This window comes from Cytophagaceae bacterium ABcell3 (genome assembly GCA_030913385.1).
GTDB lineage: Bacteria > Bacteroidota > Bacteroidia > Cytophagales > Cytophagaceae > ABcell3.
This window is the reverse complement of sequence record CP133159.1, coordinates 3364815-3381507: the sequence shown is the minus strand read 5'-3', so window position 1 is coordinate 3381507 and position 16693 is coordinate 3364815. Positions and strand designations below refer to the sequence as shown.

The following is a 16693-nucleotide window of genomic DNA, read 5'->3' as shown; positions in this document are numbered from 1 at the left end:
TTTACTGTTCTATTGCATATTTCAGGTTAAACCACTCCTTGGGCTTTCATTGCTTCTGCAACTTTCAGGAAACCAAATATATTAGCTCCTTCCAGATAGTTTCCGGGCATATCATATTCTTCTGCTGCTTGAAGACACACATCGTGAATATTTTTCATAATACCTTTAAGCTGCGCGTCTACATCTTCGTTGTTCCAATACACTCCCATACGGTTTTGTGTCATTTCAAGTCCCGATACTGCCACGCCTCCTGCATTGGCTGCTTTGCCTGGAGCGTAAAGGATTTTTGACTTTTGTATCAACTCGATAGCTTCAGAGGTACATGGCATGTTAGCGCCCTCGGCTATTAATTTAATCCCGTTAGCTATAAGGTTTTCCGCATCATTTTTACTGATTTCATTTTGTACAGCACACGGAAATGCACAGTCGGCCTCTTTAGTCCAAATCGGATTGCAGAACCCTTTGCCATCACATGGATGATATTCGGCGTGAGGGTATTTTTCGATATAGGCTTTTATTCTTCTTCTTTCTTGGTTTTTTATCTTTTTTATAAATTCAAGCTTTTCCATATCAATCCCTTCGTGGTCTATGATGCACCCGTCAGAATCTGAAGCACTGATAGGTATTCCGCCTTCATGGATGAGTTTTTCAATGGCAAATTGCGCTACATTTCCTGATCCTGAAACCAAACACCTTTTTCCTTTAAGGGAGTCGTTTTTAGTTTTAAGCATGTTTGAGGCAAAGTAAATAAGTCCATACCCGGTTGCTTCAGGCCTAATAACGCTACCTCCCCAATATTCGCCCTTGCCGGTAAGTACCCCGGTAAATTCATTTCGGATCTTTTTGTACATTCCGAAAAGGTAACCTATTTCTCTTGAGCCAACACCTATATCTCCTGCAGGAATATCAGTAAATGCACCAATATGACGATAAAGTTCCTGCATGTATGCATGGCAAAACCGCATAATTTCAGCATCCGACTTTCCTTTTGGGTCAAAGTCTGCTCCCCCTTTTCCTCCACCCATAGGCAAACTGGTCAAGGCGTTTTTAAAAATTTGCTCAAATGCCAAAAACTTTAGGATACTGTAGTTTACAGACGGGTGAAACCTTAAGCCTCCTTTGTATGGGCCAATAGCAGAGTTCATTTGTACTCTATACCCACGGTTTACCTGTACTTCTCCCTGGTCGTCTTGCCAACATACACGAAAGGTAATTATCCGCTCAGGTTCGACTATTCGCTCAAGTATTTTTAACTTTTTGTACTCAGGGTGTCTTTCGAATACTTTTCTAACGGAATGTACTACTTCCTCAACCGCTTGAAGAAATTCTTTCTCATGTGGATTAATTTTTCTGACACGGGCTATGAGTTCGTCTTCTTTATTCTCTGACATTGGTATTGGTTTGTTTCTGTTGTTTTAAACTAAATAATATATTCAAACATAAGGGATGTTAAAATTAGGACATTTCCTTAAATAAATAAATGATATATATTCTTTCGTAAGATTAGTTGATAAAAAATAAATTATAAATAATATCATAAAATTGCTAATTTAGTTTATGCTTAATAATCAAAGAAAGCCTTTATGGAAGCACTTTTTAACCCTTCCTGATCTTTTGTAAGATTATAGCTTTAAAAGTAAACCTATGGAGTTACTTTCTGTTGAATATGCTGGTGTAGAAATAAAGAGGAAAGCGTATGGTGCCAGCATATTATACAGTGTTTGCTACCCTAATATTTTCTTTGGTCATGTTTATATGGGGCAAAGTCCGTCATGACTTCATTGCATTAATTGCCCTATTTATTTTAATCATAGCAGGTATCATACAGCCTGAAGATGCTTTTGTCGGGTTTTCTCATCCCGCTGTTATTACCGTAGCGGCTGTATTGGTGTTAAGTAAAGGGTTGGAGTATTCTGGGCTGATAGACCTTTTAGGAAAGTGGGTTATGCAGGTTAGCAATAATATGGTTACACAGATTGTGTTACTGTCTGCTTTGGTAATTGTTGCGTCAGCTTTTATTAACAATGTAGGAGCACTGGCAGTAACTATGCCTATTGCCATACATATGGCCAGAACTACTGGTTACTCCCCATCTTATATTTTACTTCCCATCGCTTTTGCTGCCCACTTTGGCGGTATGAGTACCTTAATTGGTACCCCCCCTAACATTATTATTGCTAATTTTCGTGGAGGTGCGGTCGGGGAGCCGTTTAGATTGTTTGACTTTGCGCCAGTTGGGGTAGGTTTGTCCATAGTAGGGTTGGCTTTTATATCTTTTGGATGGCGGTTAGTTCCAAAGAGAATGGCTAAAAAATCAGCCTCAGAATTGTTTAGTATCAACGATTATATTACGGAGGTGAGGGTCTTGAAAGATTCAAAAATAAATAATTTAAAAGTAGATGATCTGGACAAAGTTTCAAGAGTAGGTATTTCTGTGTTGGGTATAATCCGAAAGGGAAGAAAGATACCTGTACCTGAACCTCATGAAGTTTTTCTAGAGGATGATGTCATTATGGTCAAAACGGATGCCGAACACTTAAAAGCTTTTTTAGATGATACTAAAGTAGCCTTAAATGGAACGAGGAAACTGAAAGCCAAGAAAAAGGTGAAACTGGAAATCAGAGAAGCTGTAGTTGTGCACGGTTCTGAACTCGTTGGGGAGACTACCTCTTGTGCCAAAATACGAACGCGTTTCCGTCTTAATTTGCTTGCAGTCTCCAGAAGTGGAAAAAACATTTTTCACAGACTAAACCACATAAAATTTCAACCTGGCGATGTATTGCTCCTGCAGGGGCCAATCCATATTATTGAGGAGTCAATCGTAAGAATGGGGTGTTTGCCTTTGGCGCCCCGAAATCTTAGGATTGGATACAAAACAAGAATACCTATTACATTGGCTATTTTTATAGCAGGCTTGATACTGGTCGTTGCAGATATTTTTCCTACTGAAGTGGCATTTCCTATGGCGGCTGGCGCTTTACTGTTTGTAGGAATTCTTCCTCGGAGGGAAGTATACCGTTCTATTGACTGGCCTGTAATTGTTTTACTGGGGGCATTTATCCCTGTGGGACAGGCATTGGAAACCAGTGGCGGGGCAGCTATACTGGGAAATGTAATTGCAGATTTGTCGGATGGGATAGCGACTTGGGTGCTTTTGGTTCTTTTGCTCACTATAACCATGTTTCTCTCAGATGTTGTAAACAATGCCGCTACTGCCGTTTTGATGTCGCCGATTGCTATTAGTGCTGCAAATAAGCTTGATTATTCTATTGACCCCTTTCTAATGACAGTGGCTGTTGGTAGTTCCTGTGCATTTTTGACACCAATAGGACACCAATCCAATACTTTGGTGCTGGGGCCTGGTGGGTATAAGTTTGGTGACTATTGGCGGCTGGGACTTCCTTTGGAAATACTCATTGTAATTGTAGGTATACCTTTAATTTTATTGGTATGGCCGGTATAGCTTACGTCATGAGTAACAAAAGGAAAGTCTGTTGCCTTGGTATGTTTCTGTAAATTAAATATTAGGATTACCCATTTAAGTCTCTAGGAAGTAATAAGTTTTTTTGTACGATAAAATGCTTTAAACTACTTTCTAATGGCGATAAGTCAGGGCTGACGCATTTAAGTTTCAGGGTGTAAGGAACTGCCTTACAGGGCGTTCCGCAAGTCTCATAACCTTTATTGGGTTTATTTAATATATGGGTGCCTTACGGGGCACTGATGATACAAATATAATAATTTTTAATTGATAATCAGTGTTTTAACATTTTTTGCTTGACTTTTTTCTATATAGAGAACTCAATTAAAAAATTCAGTTTCCGATTCATTTGTTCGTATATTTGGCACTGTGTCAGAACCAAGAAGAACCATCAAAGGCAATTTCAAATATCCGCTGCAGGAGATCCTTTTTCTGTGCGTAAGTGCCGTTGTCAGCAATGCGGGGGACTGGCATGAGATTGTTACATTCGGCAAAGAAAAAATTGAATGGCTACGTAAATTTTTTCCTTACCGTAACGGTGTCCCTTCGCACGATACCCTGGAAAGGGTATTTGCAAAGATAGTACCGGATGAATTTGGCGAGTGTTTTGTAGAGTGGGCATCAACCATGTTCAGACCAGTCGAAAACGAGACAATCAATATTGACGGGAAGCGGATCCGTGGATCGTATGACAACAGAAAGGGCGCCAATGCATTGCACATGGTATCGGCTTATGCCACCGCTAACCAGCTTACCCTCGGTCAATTGGCCGTGCCAGACAAAAGCAACGAGATCACAGCCATTCCCAAGCTTTTGGATATGATAACTGTTGAAAACACAACAGTGACAATAGATGCCATGGGCTGCCAAAAAGATATTACGGAAAAAATAATCCGGAAAAACGGTGATTATGTAATTGCTGTAAAGAACAACCAGAAAGAGCTATTCCAGCAAATAGACAGGGCTTTTAAAAAACAGGTAATTGCAGATGTGCACAAACAGATAGACACGGGACATGGCAGGTTGGAGAGCCGCACCTGCAAACTGATAAATGACCTGAGGTTCATAGATGCAGCACATCAATGGTGCGGCATAAAGTCAGTGGCAAGGTTAGAGTCAGAGCGCTATAACAAGCTTACAGGAAAGCAGGAGCAACAGGTGAGGTATTATATAAGCAGCCATGACAAGACCGCTGAATGGCTTAACGGTACAATACGCAACCACTGGGCAATTGAAAACAAGCTGCACTGGAGCCTGGATGTGGTTTTTGGGGAAGATAGTTCCAGAAGAAGAAAGGGATATACAGCACAAAACTTCCACATCTTAAATAAAGTGTCCCTGATCTTGTTACAAAAACATAAATCTAAGGAAACAAAACCCAAAAAAAGGTATAAGGCAATATTCAATGATGCTTTCAGGGAAGAAATTTTAGATGTATTTTAAATGCGTCAGCCCTGGGCGATAAGTGCCATTGTTAGGAAATAAGGCGGCCATTGATGAAATTGCGTTAAGAACTTTATAAGCATGAAGCGGCCAAAAAATTTGCTGTTTGAGCCCGACGCAAGGAGGGTGAGTTTCATCCCGATAGCTATCGGGATAGCGTAATGGTTATAAAGTTTAGCAAATTTCATCACAGGCCTTGACTTTTTTGCTTACTTTTTTTGTCTAAGAAAAAAAGTAAGGCCCTGCCGGCGAGGCAAAAAGTAACTAAGCGAGCCTAGGTAAGCTAATAAAACATAAGATATATAAATGGGTAACCCTATTAAATAGTTACTCCGGCAATAGAGATTTCATCTTTGAGTATATAAATTTTGCTGCAAATTTGGGATTGAGTCTGTATATAAAGTCCATAAACTTTGCATCAGAGCCTACCAGGATGCGGTAACTGTTTGCTTCCATTCCTTTAATGATTTCTTGAGCAGCTTTTGGGGCTGGCATGGTTTTCATTGAATTCTTTTGGTTTCCTCCTGGCAAAGTGCCTAATCCTGAATTTTTAGCTATATCTGTACCGATGGCGCCTGGAAATACAATGCTTACGTTAACTTTGGTGTCCATTAGTTCAGACCTTAAACCTTCTGTAAAAAGCTTTACTGCTGCTTTAGCCGAACCATAAATGGTCTGTCCGGGAACTGGTAAAAAGCCGCCCATACTGGAGACGTTCACTATATGCGCTTCAGGGCGTTTTAATAGGTGAGGTAGTAATGCTTTTGTCAGGTAAAGGGTTCCATAAAAATTAACATTCATTACACGCTCAATGGTTGGGTAGTCTAAGTTATTAAACTTCACAAATGGCTGGATAATACCTGCATTGTTAATGACTCCGTCAATATTACTTTCTGAAATTAGTTTTTCTGCTAAAGCCTCACTTGCTTGTTGGTTGCTGATGTCAAGTTCGTATACAGAAAGGCTAGCTTTACTTTCTTGTGCTAAAACAGTGGTTTCTTCTAAAGCGGTTTTGTTTAAATCAAGTGCTATAACAGATGCACCTTTCTTTAATAGCTCAAGCACTAACTCTCTGCCTATGCCACTTCCGCCACCCGTAACAATAATTTTTTTACCTTTTACTTCCATAGGTTCTTCTTTTTTTGATTTCGAAATGCGTGTAGGGCTATACCACCAACTTGAGCTGAAAGTACCACTTTCGCTTCGCATAATAATCAAAATTAGTTAATATAGAACAAATACCAACCTTTGGGTTTGGATAACATGTAAGCGAAAAGAATTTAAGTTTATAAGCGGTTATGATTAACAAGCATAGTAGTGTAAAATATTCCATATTAGAGTTAGCAAGCGTCTCAGAAGGGGTAAGTCATCAGCAAACTTTTAACAATTGTCTGGATTTAGCCCAAAAAGCAGATACTATGGGCTACTTTCGTGTATGGTTGGCTGAACACCATAACATGAAGAGCATTGCCAGTTCGGCAACGGTCGTTCTCATAGGTTATATTGCAGGAGGAACGAAAAAGATCAGGGTAGGATCCGGGGGAATTATGCTGCCCAACCATTCACCGTTAATTGTTGCGGAACAGTTTGGTACATTAGGAACCTTATATCCAGGGCGTATAGATCTGGGGCTTGGAAGGGCACCAGGCACGGATCAAGAAACCGCCAGCGCTATACGGGCAGACCGCATGCAAGCGGTTTATCATTTCCCAGACGATGTGAATGAGGTTATGCAATATTTTTCCAGTGACGATGGAGGAGCCAAAGTCCGTGCTACCGTGGCAGAAGGGGTGGAGGTGCCTGTTTATATCCTTGGGTCCAGTACCGACAGTGCCCATCTTGCAGCCAAGATGGGTTTGCCATATGCATTTGCCAGCCACTTTGCCCCGACACACCTGTTTGATGCACTGAATATTTATCATAATGAATTTCAGCCATCGGAGTATTTGCAAGAGCCTTATGCCATGGCTGGTATTAATGTCATTGCTGCAGATACTGATGCTACAGCAGAAAGGTTGTCGACATCTATGCTTAGGATGATGCTGGGGGTGCTGACCAATAAACCAAATTACATGCCACCGCCCACAGAAATGGTTCCGGAACTGAGAGAGCTCTCACAACATCCTGCGATGCACCAGTTTTTGAAATATACCTTTACTGGTAGCAGGGAAACTGTAAAGCAGCAAACCGAAGATTTTTTGAGACAAACAGGGGTAAACGAGTTGATTGTGGCTTCTCATATGTATCACCATGAAGATCGCGTAAATTCTTATCGGATATTTTCGGAGATAATGAAGGAAGTGAACGGAGGTTGACAGTATAGCGCTTTAGTTAGATTGTATCTATTTCAGGATTTTTTTTTAATAAAAGGTAAGCCTGTGCTGACCGATATCAGTAGAAGGATAATTGCTGTACTTTAGTTGACGAGCTTTGTTCATTGAGGTGTTTGGGATAACCTGCCCTATAAGGATTTCGTATAATATATGTAAAAATAAGAATTTGTTACCAAATACCTATCCATATGAAAGCACCTGAAAAAATGTCAAAATGCAAATGTGCAGAAAACAATTGTACCTGTACCTCATGCAACTGTAGCACATCATGCGGGTCAGAGTGTGATTGTACCTGTTCTTGCTGTAATTAAAACTGAATTATGCGGTAGAACTTTCTATTAAGTAGCAAAATAAATCAAATCAGTGGCTTCGCTCGTATTTTGTGTCTTAACCATAGCGCTGCTATGCTTTACGACCCAAAAGAAGCTGGTTTATTGTTATTTGCTCCTCATGACGAAATCTATCATATAATTCAGGTTAAAATATGTAGTTATCCGCGGGTGTAAATTAGTTTCCCGCGGATTTTTTGTTTTTAGAGTAAAATCATTTTTTGTAAAAATAAGTCTTACATGATGAAATTAGCTAAACTTTGTACTATACTAATTTTTAATTCTCTCACTTCTTTAGGACAAGTCAACTCAGAAATACTAATCCCTTTGGAATGTTCTATTAATGAAAAAGTTCCTGTTGTTGGGCACGTTGCAGTCATGAAAAAGGCCTTGGGTGAGCCTCTGAGTACTGAAATTGTTGATTATGAATGTGGAATGACTGAAGAACAGGAGGGGGCTGACTATCAAAGTTACTATTTATATGGGGAAACCAAGTTTTTTATTTATGATGAAAAGTATAAATTAAAGATAATTGATTTTAAAAGCGGAGATTTTATCTTTAAAACGCCAAAAATAACTTTGACAGGTGCTACTACTTTTGATGATTTGGAGAAGGTATTTCCTAGAGCAGTAAAAGCCTCACTTAAGGAAAACAATGGGAGGTTGGTGAGGTTGCAGCCGTGTAAATATTGTGATGGCGAAGTTCAGTTGTATATTGAAAATGGAAAGTTAGTAAAGCTTCAGCTATGGGAGTCATGCTGATTTTTTTAATATATTTTTAGCAGAAGGAACCTTCTCGTAAGAGAATAAAGTATAAGTTGCTGAAAATCATAACCACCGGACAAAAAAGTGTCCGGTGGTTATATGGTTTACTCAATCATTAATTTATCCGATTTTAGTCCCTCCTTATCATAAATATACAAAACATACAATCCTGGCTTAAGGCTTGAAACATCAACCTCGTTTCTGTCAAAGCTAAGTTGCCCTTGTAGGACACCATGGGAAGAATAAGCTTCAATTTTTTGAATTTCTTTAGTGCCTGAAATTGTTACCTTTCCACCACTTGCAGGATTTGGATAGATAAAGCCAGATTGCACTTTTAGATCCTCAGCATCGTCTTCATCAAAATAGCCATAGCGCGCACCACTTATAGAGTGGAAGTTCATCATCAATGCCCGGCCATGATAGTCATCATAGAAAGAATCCCCGATCAAGACATCGTTGCCACTCAAGCCTACCTTAATGGGAGATATAGTCCAATCCATCTCAATCGCTCCTACTTCCTGCCACACACCATTGTTCCTTTCAAATCGATATACTTTCTTTGGGTGTATGCCAGATGAAACTATAAGTCTGGAACCTTCCAGGGCACAATCGGCACCAATATAATGGTAATTTTCCCCTATTATAGTATGCTCATAATACCAGAAGTTGTTGATTTTTCTGTAAAGGGCAACCATTCCCCTATTGTTATTATTATTGTTATAGTAATTTGAATTAGTTACGGCCATGTAGTTTTCGCCAACAGAAATACTCGAACCAAAACCGCCATTTTCCCCACTAATGGGTGAAAATATTTTTTGCGGGTTAACATATGCACTGCCATTCCACCTATAACTATAAACAACACCTTTGGAATCATCAACCCCCATAGTTATAAGGAGGCCTCCCTTCAACTTTACATTAGATCCAAAATACTGATTATCTGCCGTCTTGTCCGGTACTATCTTCTGGACCAGACTCCAGTTACTACCATTCCAATGATATATAAAAACAGCACCTGCCCGGAGTCCTTTGGTAACATCTCCGGTAGCACCAACAGCCAGATAATCCCCTTCAATACTTACCGATCCTCCAAAATACATATGGTCTCTTGCAACTGGACATACGATAGTTCTGTGTGCATCAACGTCTTCTATCTTTTCGCCCGAAGAGGACAACACATGGTAAAGCTGGACAGCGCCTCGGTTATTTCCTAGTCTGGTACCTATTGCGGCAAATTTATCTGTGATATCTACATCCACGCCAAACACTTCGCCTTGTTGCCCGTTAATACTGTGGATTTTTTTTATAAACTGCCACTCTCCGTTAACTTTCTTCAATATTGAAACAGCGCCCCCGTTTTCTTCCACATCTTTTGCAAGATCATGACCCAGCAATGCGTAATTTCCAGATATAGCAAGAGAGCGCCCTATGTAATTATGCCTTTCAGGAAACGTCGTGGTAAATACCTTGGAATTATTTGGGCCATTTTCCGGAGTTTGAATGTCATATACATATAAAGCCCCAGATGGATTCTGCGTGGTACATTGATTACCGGTAAGATTATCGTTGGTTTTATCTTCCGGGTCTCCAACAAACAATAAGTTATTTCCTGACAAAGCAACTGAGGCTCCCCACTCCTCAGTTTCATACTCATAAAAGTAACTTCTTGGCGAGCTCACTACATCTGCCATTCTATATTGTCCATCCACATAATTAAGCAAAGCTACACGGTTTCTATATGAAAAGTCATTCCGCTTATAGAAGGAAACCGCAATACCCTTGTTCTCTTTGATGTATACATCTTTAATTGTCCTGTTATTAATGTGAGGGTCAACAGAATTGTAGTTGTTGAAGGACAGTCCCAAAGAGAAGTTTATGTCAGAGACATTCTGAACGTTATCTGATCCAAACTTAACAACTCTTATACCTCCCCAACGGGAGCCAGAACCAAAAACATTGTAAGTTTCAAATACCGCAGAATTCCCGTCTACAGATGCCCTGCCACCAAGCACCCAGTTTCCGGAAGGTAAAATCTGATCATCTGATATTTCAGTAAAGCCATTTCCATGTGCCTTGAACAAGCGTACAGAGCTTTCATTCTGGACTATTACTATACCTTGATCCGTAATCCCTTGTATGGTTCCGGCATCGTTTCCTATATTCATAGAACCTACCAGATTAACGGAATATCCCGAGGCAGTATAAAGGTAAAGCTGAGACTGGTTACGGTCGTAAACTACTATTTGAATACCGTTAGTGGCTACACCACCTATTGCATATTCACCTCCAAAGCTAGGGGAGGGGGCAAATACTTTGGCAACACGCGTAAAGTTTCCTCCCCAGCTTGACCTTCTATATACGTATATAGCACCTGCCCTTGGGGTATTGCTTGAGTGGTTTTCTCTTTCCGCTGAACAAACCAGCAAATTGAGCTTATAAGAAAAGTGCCGGGCAAATTTATTCTCCGTACTTCCTTCATCGGGCAAGAAAAGTTGGTGCTGGGACCAGTTGCCCGACTGTTGTTTATACGTATACAATGCCCCATAACCCCGGCCACAGTTCGGATCCGGAGCTTTATACTCAGAATCCGAAATAAACAACGTGTTGTCAGTGAAATGCGTTTTCTCAGCGAAATTTACAGCCTTTGTCAATTGGCCCGGAAAAAGTTTTTGCTGCGCAGTTGTTTCCTGCAAAAAAAGAAAAAAGCAGATAATTGTAAAAATGTGTAAAGTTTGTCTGTTCATACACTTTAATTTTAAATTGTTTACACTTGATTTATTGCAGTAGAAAAAATAAAGTCCGTGATATGTAACACTCTGTCGCACATACAGGATAAAGAATAAAAGTAACAGAAATTAATGGGTAAGATAAGGTTGGTTTTACGAAAGACGGAAATTGTTTTACCAAGTCCAGGTTTGGCTTTATAAGCGATACTTGTATTCTTTGAAATTGAAATCAGTCCAAATACAGAGAATGGTCTTACTCTCCTTTTAATAGTTAATCTTATAATTTAGCTGGTGGGGACAACCTCCTCTGGAAGAGTTTTCTTAAAAGCACTTTATTATTGTATCTGGTGGGTATAATATAGAAAAAGTTAAGTCTGCAAAAACAAAGCTGATTCTTTACACTAATTATGAAATCTCATCTCTCTTTAATTTTTATTGTAAATTCTGGGCTAATTGGATTCTAGATGATTTTCAAAAAGTAATTTTGAACGTGGTTAGGCTAAGGTGTGAAAACAATTAATCTTTAGGTTAGAATATACCAACATTAAGGCATTCCGAATATGCTAAATAGTGATTGGATATTATATCAACTATAGAAAAATGAATAATGCTAAATGGTTGAAAGCAATAGTTGAAAAACTCTTTTATTATGGAGGGTTAACGGTTATCTTTTTGATAGCTGGATCCTTTTTTAGGTTCATCGACAATAGTTTATCAGTGGAACAGGTGGAGAGAGGGGGGATTATTTTATTGGCTTATTTTGTAGTAGCGGTTGCTCATTTTTACTTGCAAAAAGTAAAATAACTGGAATGCATAACCCTACTATTTAACATTTGTGTCTTAACCATAGCGCTGCTAAGCTTTTCGACCCAAAAGTAGTGGTTTAATTTTATTTTGCTCATCATTACGAAATCTAATGCATAATCTAGATTAAAAAAATGTTATCCTAATCTGAAGTATGGTATATTATATTTGACCTGATAACTTTTCGTTTCAATATTAAAGAAACAGGCTATCCGGATCTGGATAGCCTGTCTGCTTAAAAGATTGCCCGGCTAAAAGTGGGTAAAGGTTATTGGACCAATATAGTTTCTTTAACCATTCCTTCTTCCGTAGTTACGGTAATAACGTACAAACCGGATTTTAAAGAAGAAACATCAATCTCATTGCCCCGGGAGGAGAGTTTACTTGTTACTCCCACAGTACTTATTGCCATAGCAGAGACAATTTTGCTATTTGATGAAAGCTTTACCACATCTACTGCTGGGTTAGGATAAAGAGACAAAGAGGATTCTTCGAAAATATCTTCCGTAGCCAAAACTTCACTGTGGGCTTTGGAAAGAGGTGCCATGCCATAGAAAGGAGCTCTGAAACCTGCCCCGTCTGCAACAGTCTCATAATACGCATTTGGCGCCCCCGATACTACAATTGCATTGTGCATGGCCACAGAATAGCCAAGTAAAGTGTGTTCTTGTAAATCATTAGGACTGGCGTTAATATCTACGTGCATTTTGCCGACTTCTCGGAAATTAAATACCCATGTCGAACCATTAAAATAGGTTTCTTGCTGATAATAGCTTACTTCCCCTTGCCCATCACTACCTCCATTAGATTTTCCGAGTACCAAACGTTGTGCTTCCACAGCTACGTCTGTTATATGGTCGTCTGTTTCAATTGTCTGGTAAGGTATCCAAGTGTTGTCCCAATGTTTTACATATATTTCCACAAAACCGCCAGAACAGGAAACTGCGTGTTGGCCTGAGATATCCACCCTATGCCCCATATGGTTATTGCCAGTGTATTCACTTTTAAAAACCCAGCAATCGCCCTGTAGCTCATAAATATAGAATGTACCATTGCCTGGAGCACCCACTATTAAATGATTGTTGTCCATAGCAACAGAACTTCCAAAGTTCGCAGGGCTAGGGAATGGTGAAGGATTTCCTCCAAAAGAGGGGTACCGGAATGGGGCATTTTCGAAGTCAGGTAAAGGCAACCAGCACTTTTCCGACCAAACACCTTGAGAGTTTCTTTTGTACATGGCTACGCCACCTTCAACATCTTTTTCCGGTGCACCGACAGCAACCCAGTCGCTGCTAGTAGCTACAGCCTCGCCAAACTTTGAATCAGGACTTCCATAAAAATTATAGTCCACATAAAAATTATAATGCGTCCCATCCCATGTTTTGTTGATGATGCTTACTTTTCCTACTTCCTGGTCATTGACCTTAAAAAGAGGGGCTCCAAGAACAATGGCTTGCTGTCCTATACCTACGGTTTTTGGATTACCAAGTCCATCATGGGAATAAATCGGTGAAGTTCTGTAGGAACGTATATACTTGTCATTGTGAAATAGCATAGCGGCTCCATTTGACCCAGCTTTGCCAAACTTGCTACCAATGATAGTATATTCGCCGTGAATATCTATTGACTGCCCTCTTTCCAACTCGAGGATATCCTTCCGTATCAGCTCTGTGGCAGGTGTTTGTCCGAATGCACTAATGGAGGTTGCCATTAAAGCACCAAAAATGACTTGTTTCAATTTGAACATTTTTTTCATCTTAAAAAATTTTAGTGAGGCAGCAATTAATATGCAATTTGAAAAGCAATCAACACCTAATTTATAAACGATGGGTTTCACTTTACGATCGTAGACAAAAGGCAATAAAAAGTAATGTGGTTATTTATTTAGTTATATAAAATTTAAGTTTTTTGGACTCACCGTCAGGGGTTTTGTTTTTTTTGTTGACAAAAAAAGTACACAAAAAAGTTAAGGTATACTGTTGACCGGGGCAGGTGTGGTGTGATTTGCTAAACTATATTAACATTACACTAAAAAATATGAAAATTGTATTTTATAGAGGGTTAACGGTTCGCCTTTTATTGGTTGGATCCTTTTTGGGGTTCATCGACGATAGTTTATCAAATGGAACATGTAGAGAGAGGGGTGATGATTTTAATGGCTTATATTGTAGTAGTGATTGCTCATTTTTGCTTGCTAAAGGTAAAATAACTAGAAGGCACAACCCTACTATTTGACGTTTGTGTTCTTAAAGTGCAGTTTGGTACTGTCATCGGTTAACAAGAACTCGCCTATGCCCATTTGCCTAAACAGGCTAGATATACGCTCAAAGTAGATATACTTGTACTCCCAAGAATTAGTATTTTTTAACTCATACAGAATATCTTCAAGCGAAATACTGGTGTTTTTTACCGCCAAAGGGAGATAATGAAAATTCGACATTAGTTCGTTGATGTTAAGTCTTGTAACTCTATATTGGCCTGCTCTGAAAATGCGGATATTTTAAATTCCATACTCAATCTGAACACTAACGGTTAATTTTTACTCGATACAGTTCTAGGCGAGATTTGTTAGGGATACGGAAACCCTATTCTTTCCCCAACCTACCCTTCTCCGCCAATAGACGCTTAATCATTTCCTCGCGATTACTCTTGCGGTATTGCTTTCCGTAATCTTCTATCGCCATAAAGTAAATGCCGGTCATGCCCTCCCTCTTAATCGCCTCGGCCAGATCGGATCGCACAAGGATTAAATCTCGTTCTTGTCCCAAGCGAAAAATATTAGCATCGTCTGGAATCTGATCTTCATCCAGAACCAGGCGCTTGATGTGGTGCACTTGACTTTTATCGATTGCACTACGCACAAAATCAGAGCGCTCTTCATCCATACACGGCAACGTCCTTAATACATTCATAATATAATACGGAGTTTCAACTGGAAACTTTTTATGATCCAGAATACCAATTGGTAAGAATTCAATACAGTCTTTAGCATGAATTTCGAGTAGGTCTTTAAGTCTTGGGGAAACGATGTGCAATAAGGCATGGTTCGGAACTGAGTCCGCAAGAACTTTTCCACCCTCCTCACTCATTTCGAACAGAACGTTTTCTGGAAACCAGCTCGAGCATAAAATACCTTCATCGAGTTTATAGTCATCCTCCTCAATACTATCGGGTGTATCTTCAATTTGAATTAAACCATCATGGCTCCAATCATGGAGCCATGGATGGTAAATTCTTTCACTTCTTTCATTTCTCATATTACTGTGTTTTCATTTCATAAAAAGACTTTTTCTAATGCACATCTTCCCGTCGAAAGTCTGCTGAGTTGAAGAGCATATACGAACAACCCTATGATAGTATATTCGTCGTGAATATCTATTGGCTGCCCTCTTTCCAACTCGAGGATATACCCTTCCGTATAAACTCTGAGGTGAGTGTTTGTTCGAATGTACTAATGGAGGTTGTCATTAAAGCACTAAAAATGATTTATTTCAATTTGAACATTTTTCCCATCTTAAAAAAATTTACTGAGGCAGCAATTAATATGAAATCTGAAGAACAATCAACACCTAATTTGTAAACGATGGCTTTCACTTTACTATCGTAGACAAAAGCATTAAAAACGTATGAGATTACTCATTTAGTTATCTAATACTTTATGTGCTTTTGCATCGCCAACAAGGGCTTGCTTTTTAAATTACTTAAAATAACAGATTATGCTTAAAACCTGGCTAAAGTGTACTTAATTTTATTTCCTTTGATTGGTCGCAAAGCGTCTAAAAGATCTTTAACATATTTTTATCTTTTGCAAGACTAAGTTTGGTTTAAATAGGGCCTGCTAAAAAAGTCACAAGTGTGCAAGATACGCATGGCCTTACATGAAGACGTATTGGAATACTTCGAATGTAAGGCCATAAAGTAGATTGTGCGCTTGTGGCTAGCCCAAAAAAAGTATTGGATTAAAAGTCTCTCAATTTACTGTACACGGCAAATTAAGAAATAACCGAAAAACCCTTGCACCTATCCCTCATAATTTTTACACAAATATAAATAAGTCAACATTTTGGGCGTTTTTCAGCGCGCCCTAAATAATATAATTGATCGAGCTTATGAAAAGTACCTTAGTAATATTGGGAGTTTAAGTTTAATTCTTGAGAAACCTATCGTAAAAGGCAAATGTATTTATTCTATAAGTTCATTATCAAGTGAATTGATTAGCTCTTCAAGCTCTTGGCTGTTGTAAAAGTCTAGACACTTCATTGCACCCAGGGTTTTACTGTTTTTTGAAGGATAATCTTTTGCAGCCCAATGACCGGCAGCTTCAAATACAGTAGTAAAAGCATCTATGCTGTAGGAGCTTGTTTCCAAATATCCGGCAGCGCTTCCATCTTTCGTAAAAGCTTCCTCCATTTCAGGAGAAGTTTTGGCTAAGCAAGCGCAAAAAGCATCATTTTTTAATTTTAATTGTTCCTCTGTTAGTTTTTTAGCGGTATCTTCTTTTAGAGAAGAGCTTTTGGTGTTTCCGGTGCTTGTGGCACATCCGGCCATCAGCGAAATTGCGATGAACCATATTATATTTTTAATCTTTAGTTTAGCTGCCATAAACATAACATTGTTTGCTTCTGCAAAATAACCTCCATAAACACACCTGCTGCCATCCCACAAGGTAAAGTGTCCAGAAGCGTTTGACCATCCTGATACATTAAACTGGATAATGCCTTTTTTCCCTTTAAACGTATTCTGTCAGTAGAATTTAGATTAGGGTCACCAAGTCCTGTGTCCATTTAGGTACTAAAGTCTCTGATTCTGTGT

General features: G+C 39.1%; 12 protein-coding genes. 5 read left to right on the top strand and 7 right to left on the bottom strand.

All coding sequences use genetic code 11. The annotated features are described in order from the left end of the window. Nucleotides 1-26 precede the first annotated feature (26 nt). Nucleotides 27-1391 carry an NADP-specific glutamate dehydrogenase gene (gdhA, locus tag RCC89_13590; protein ID WMJ74191.1) on the bottom strand — a complete coding sequence of 455 codons (1365 nt, stop codon included), beginning with the start codon at nucleotides 1389-1391 and terminating at the stop codon, nucleotides 27-29. 305 nt (nucleotides 1392-1696) lie between these two features. On the opposite strand from gdhA, the gene RCC89_13585 reads away from it, so the two are divergent. Together RCC89_13585 and RCC89_13580 are read left to right on the top strand one after the other, a co-directional pair. Next, entirely contained in the window at nucleotides 1697-3463 is a 1767-nt protein-coding gene (locus RCC89_13585; GenBank protein ID WMJ74190.1) for an SLC13 family permease, read from the top strand. A 387-nt stretch (nucleotides 3464-3850) separates the two neighbouring features. Further along, nucleotides 3851-4924, top strand: a complete 1074-nt coding sequence (locus RCC89_13580; protein ID WMJ74189.1) for an ISAs1 family transposase — start codon at nucleotides 3851-3853, stop codon at nucleotides 4922-4924. 327 nt (nucleotides 4925-5251) lie between these two features. Here RCC89_13580 and RCC89_13575 read toward each other — a convergent pair whose 3' ends face one another. After that, entirely contained in the window at nucleotides 5252-6052 is an 801-nt protein-coding gene (locus RCC89_13575) for an SDR family oxidoreductase (GenBank protein WMJ74188.1), read from the bottom strand. 170 nt (nucleotides 6053-6222) lie between these two features. On the opposite strand from RCC89_13575, the gene RCC89_13570 reads away from it, so the two are divergent. Both RCC89_13570 and RCC89_13565 read left to right on the top strand, forming a co-directional pair. Then, nucleotides 6223-7239 (top strand): LLM class flavin-dependent oxidoreductase, encoded by a 1017-nt coding sequence (locus tag RCC89_13570; protein ID WMJ74187.1) that lies wholly within the window; start codon nucleotides 6223-6225, stop codon nucleotides 7237-7239. Between the two features lie 587 nt (nucleotides 7240-7826). After that, on the top strand, nucleotides 7827-8348 hold the full coding sequence (locus tag RCC89_13565) for a hypothetical protein (GenBank protein WMJ74186.1): 522 nt from the start codon (nucleotides 7827-7829) through the stop codon (nucleotides 8346-8348). A gap of 107 nt (nucleotides 8349-8455) precedes the next feature. Here the strand turns inward: RCC89_13565 and RCC89_13560 are convergent, their stop codons facing one another. After that, a complete protein-coding gene (locus RCC89_13560; protein ID WMJ74185.1) occupies nucleotides 8456-11002 on the bottom strand; it encodes a T9SS type A sorting domain-containing protein in 2547 nt (848 codons plus the stop codon). Nucleotides 11003-11677: 675 nt separating this feature from the next. Here RCC89_13560 and RCC89_13555 point away from each other — a divergent pair. Beyond that, on the top strand, nucleotides 11678-11881 hold the full coding sequence (locus RCC89_13555; protein ID WMJ74184.1) for a hypothetical protein: 204 nt from the start codon (nucleotides 11678-11680) through the stop codon (nucleotides 11879-11881). Nucleotides 11882-12149: 268 nt separating this feature from the next. On the opposite strand, the gene RCC89_13550 is transcribed toward RCC89_13555, so the two are convergent. From RCC89_13550 to RCC89_13535, 4 genes are all read right to left on the bottom strand, one after another. Next, nucleotides 12150-13628: a T9SS type A sorting domain-containing protein gene (locus tag RCC89_13550; GenBank protein ID WMJ74183.1), complete on the bottom strand. Its 1479-nt coding sequence runs from the start codon at nucleotides 13626-13628 to the stop codon at nucleotides 12150-12152. Between the two features lie 480 nt (nucleotides 13629-14108). After that, nucleotides 14109-14321 carry a hypothetical protein gene (locus tag RCC89_13545; protein ID WMJ74182.1) on the bottom strand — a complete coding sequence of 71 codons (213 nt, stop codon included), beginning with the start codon at nucleotides 14319-14321 and terminating at the stop codon, nucleotides 14109-14111. A gap of 145 nt (nucleotides 14322-14466) precedes the next feature. Continuing rightward, nucleotides 14467-15138 carry a hypothetical protein gene (locus RCC89_13540; GenBank protein ID WMJ74181.1) on the bottom strand — a complete coding sequence of 224 codons (672 nt, stop codon included), beginning with the start codon at nucleotides 15136-15138 and terminating at the stop codon, nucleotides 14467-14469. 925 nt (nucleotides 15139-16063) lie between these two features. Continuing rightward, on the bottom strand, nucleotides 16064-16483 hold the full coding sequence (locus RCC89_13535) for a hypothetical protein (protein WMJ74180.1): 420 nt from the start codon (nucleotides 16481-16483) through the stop codon (nucleotides 16064-16066). Nucleotides 16484-16693 lie beyond the last annotated feature (210 nt).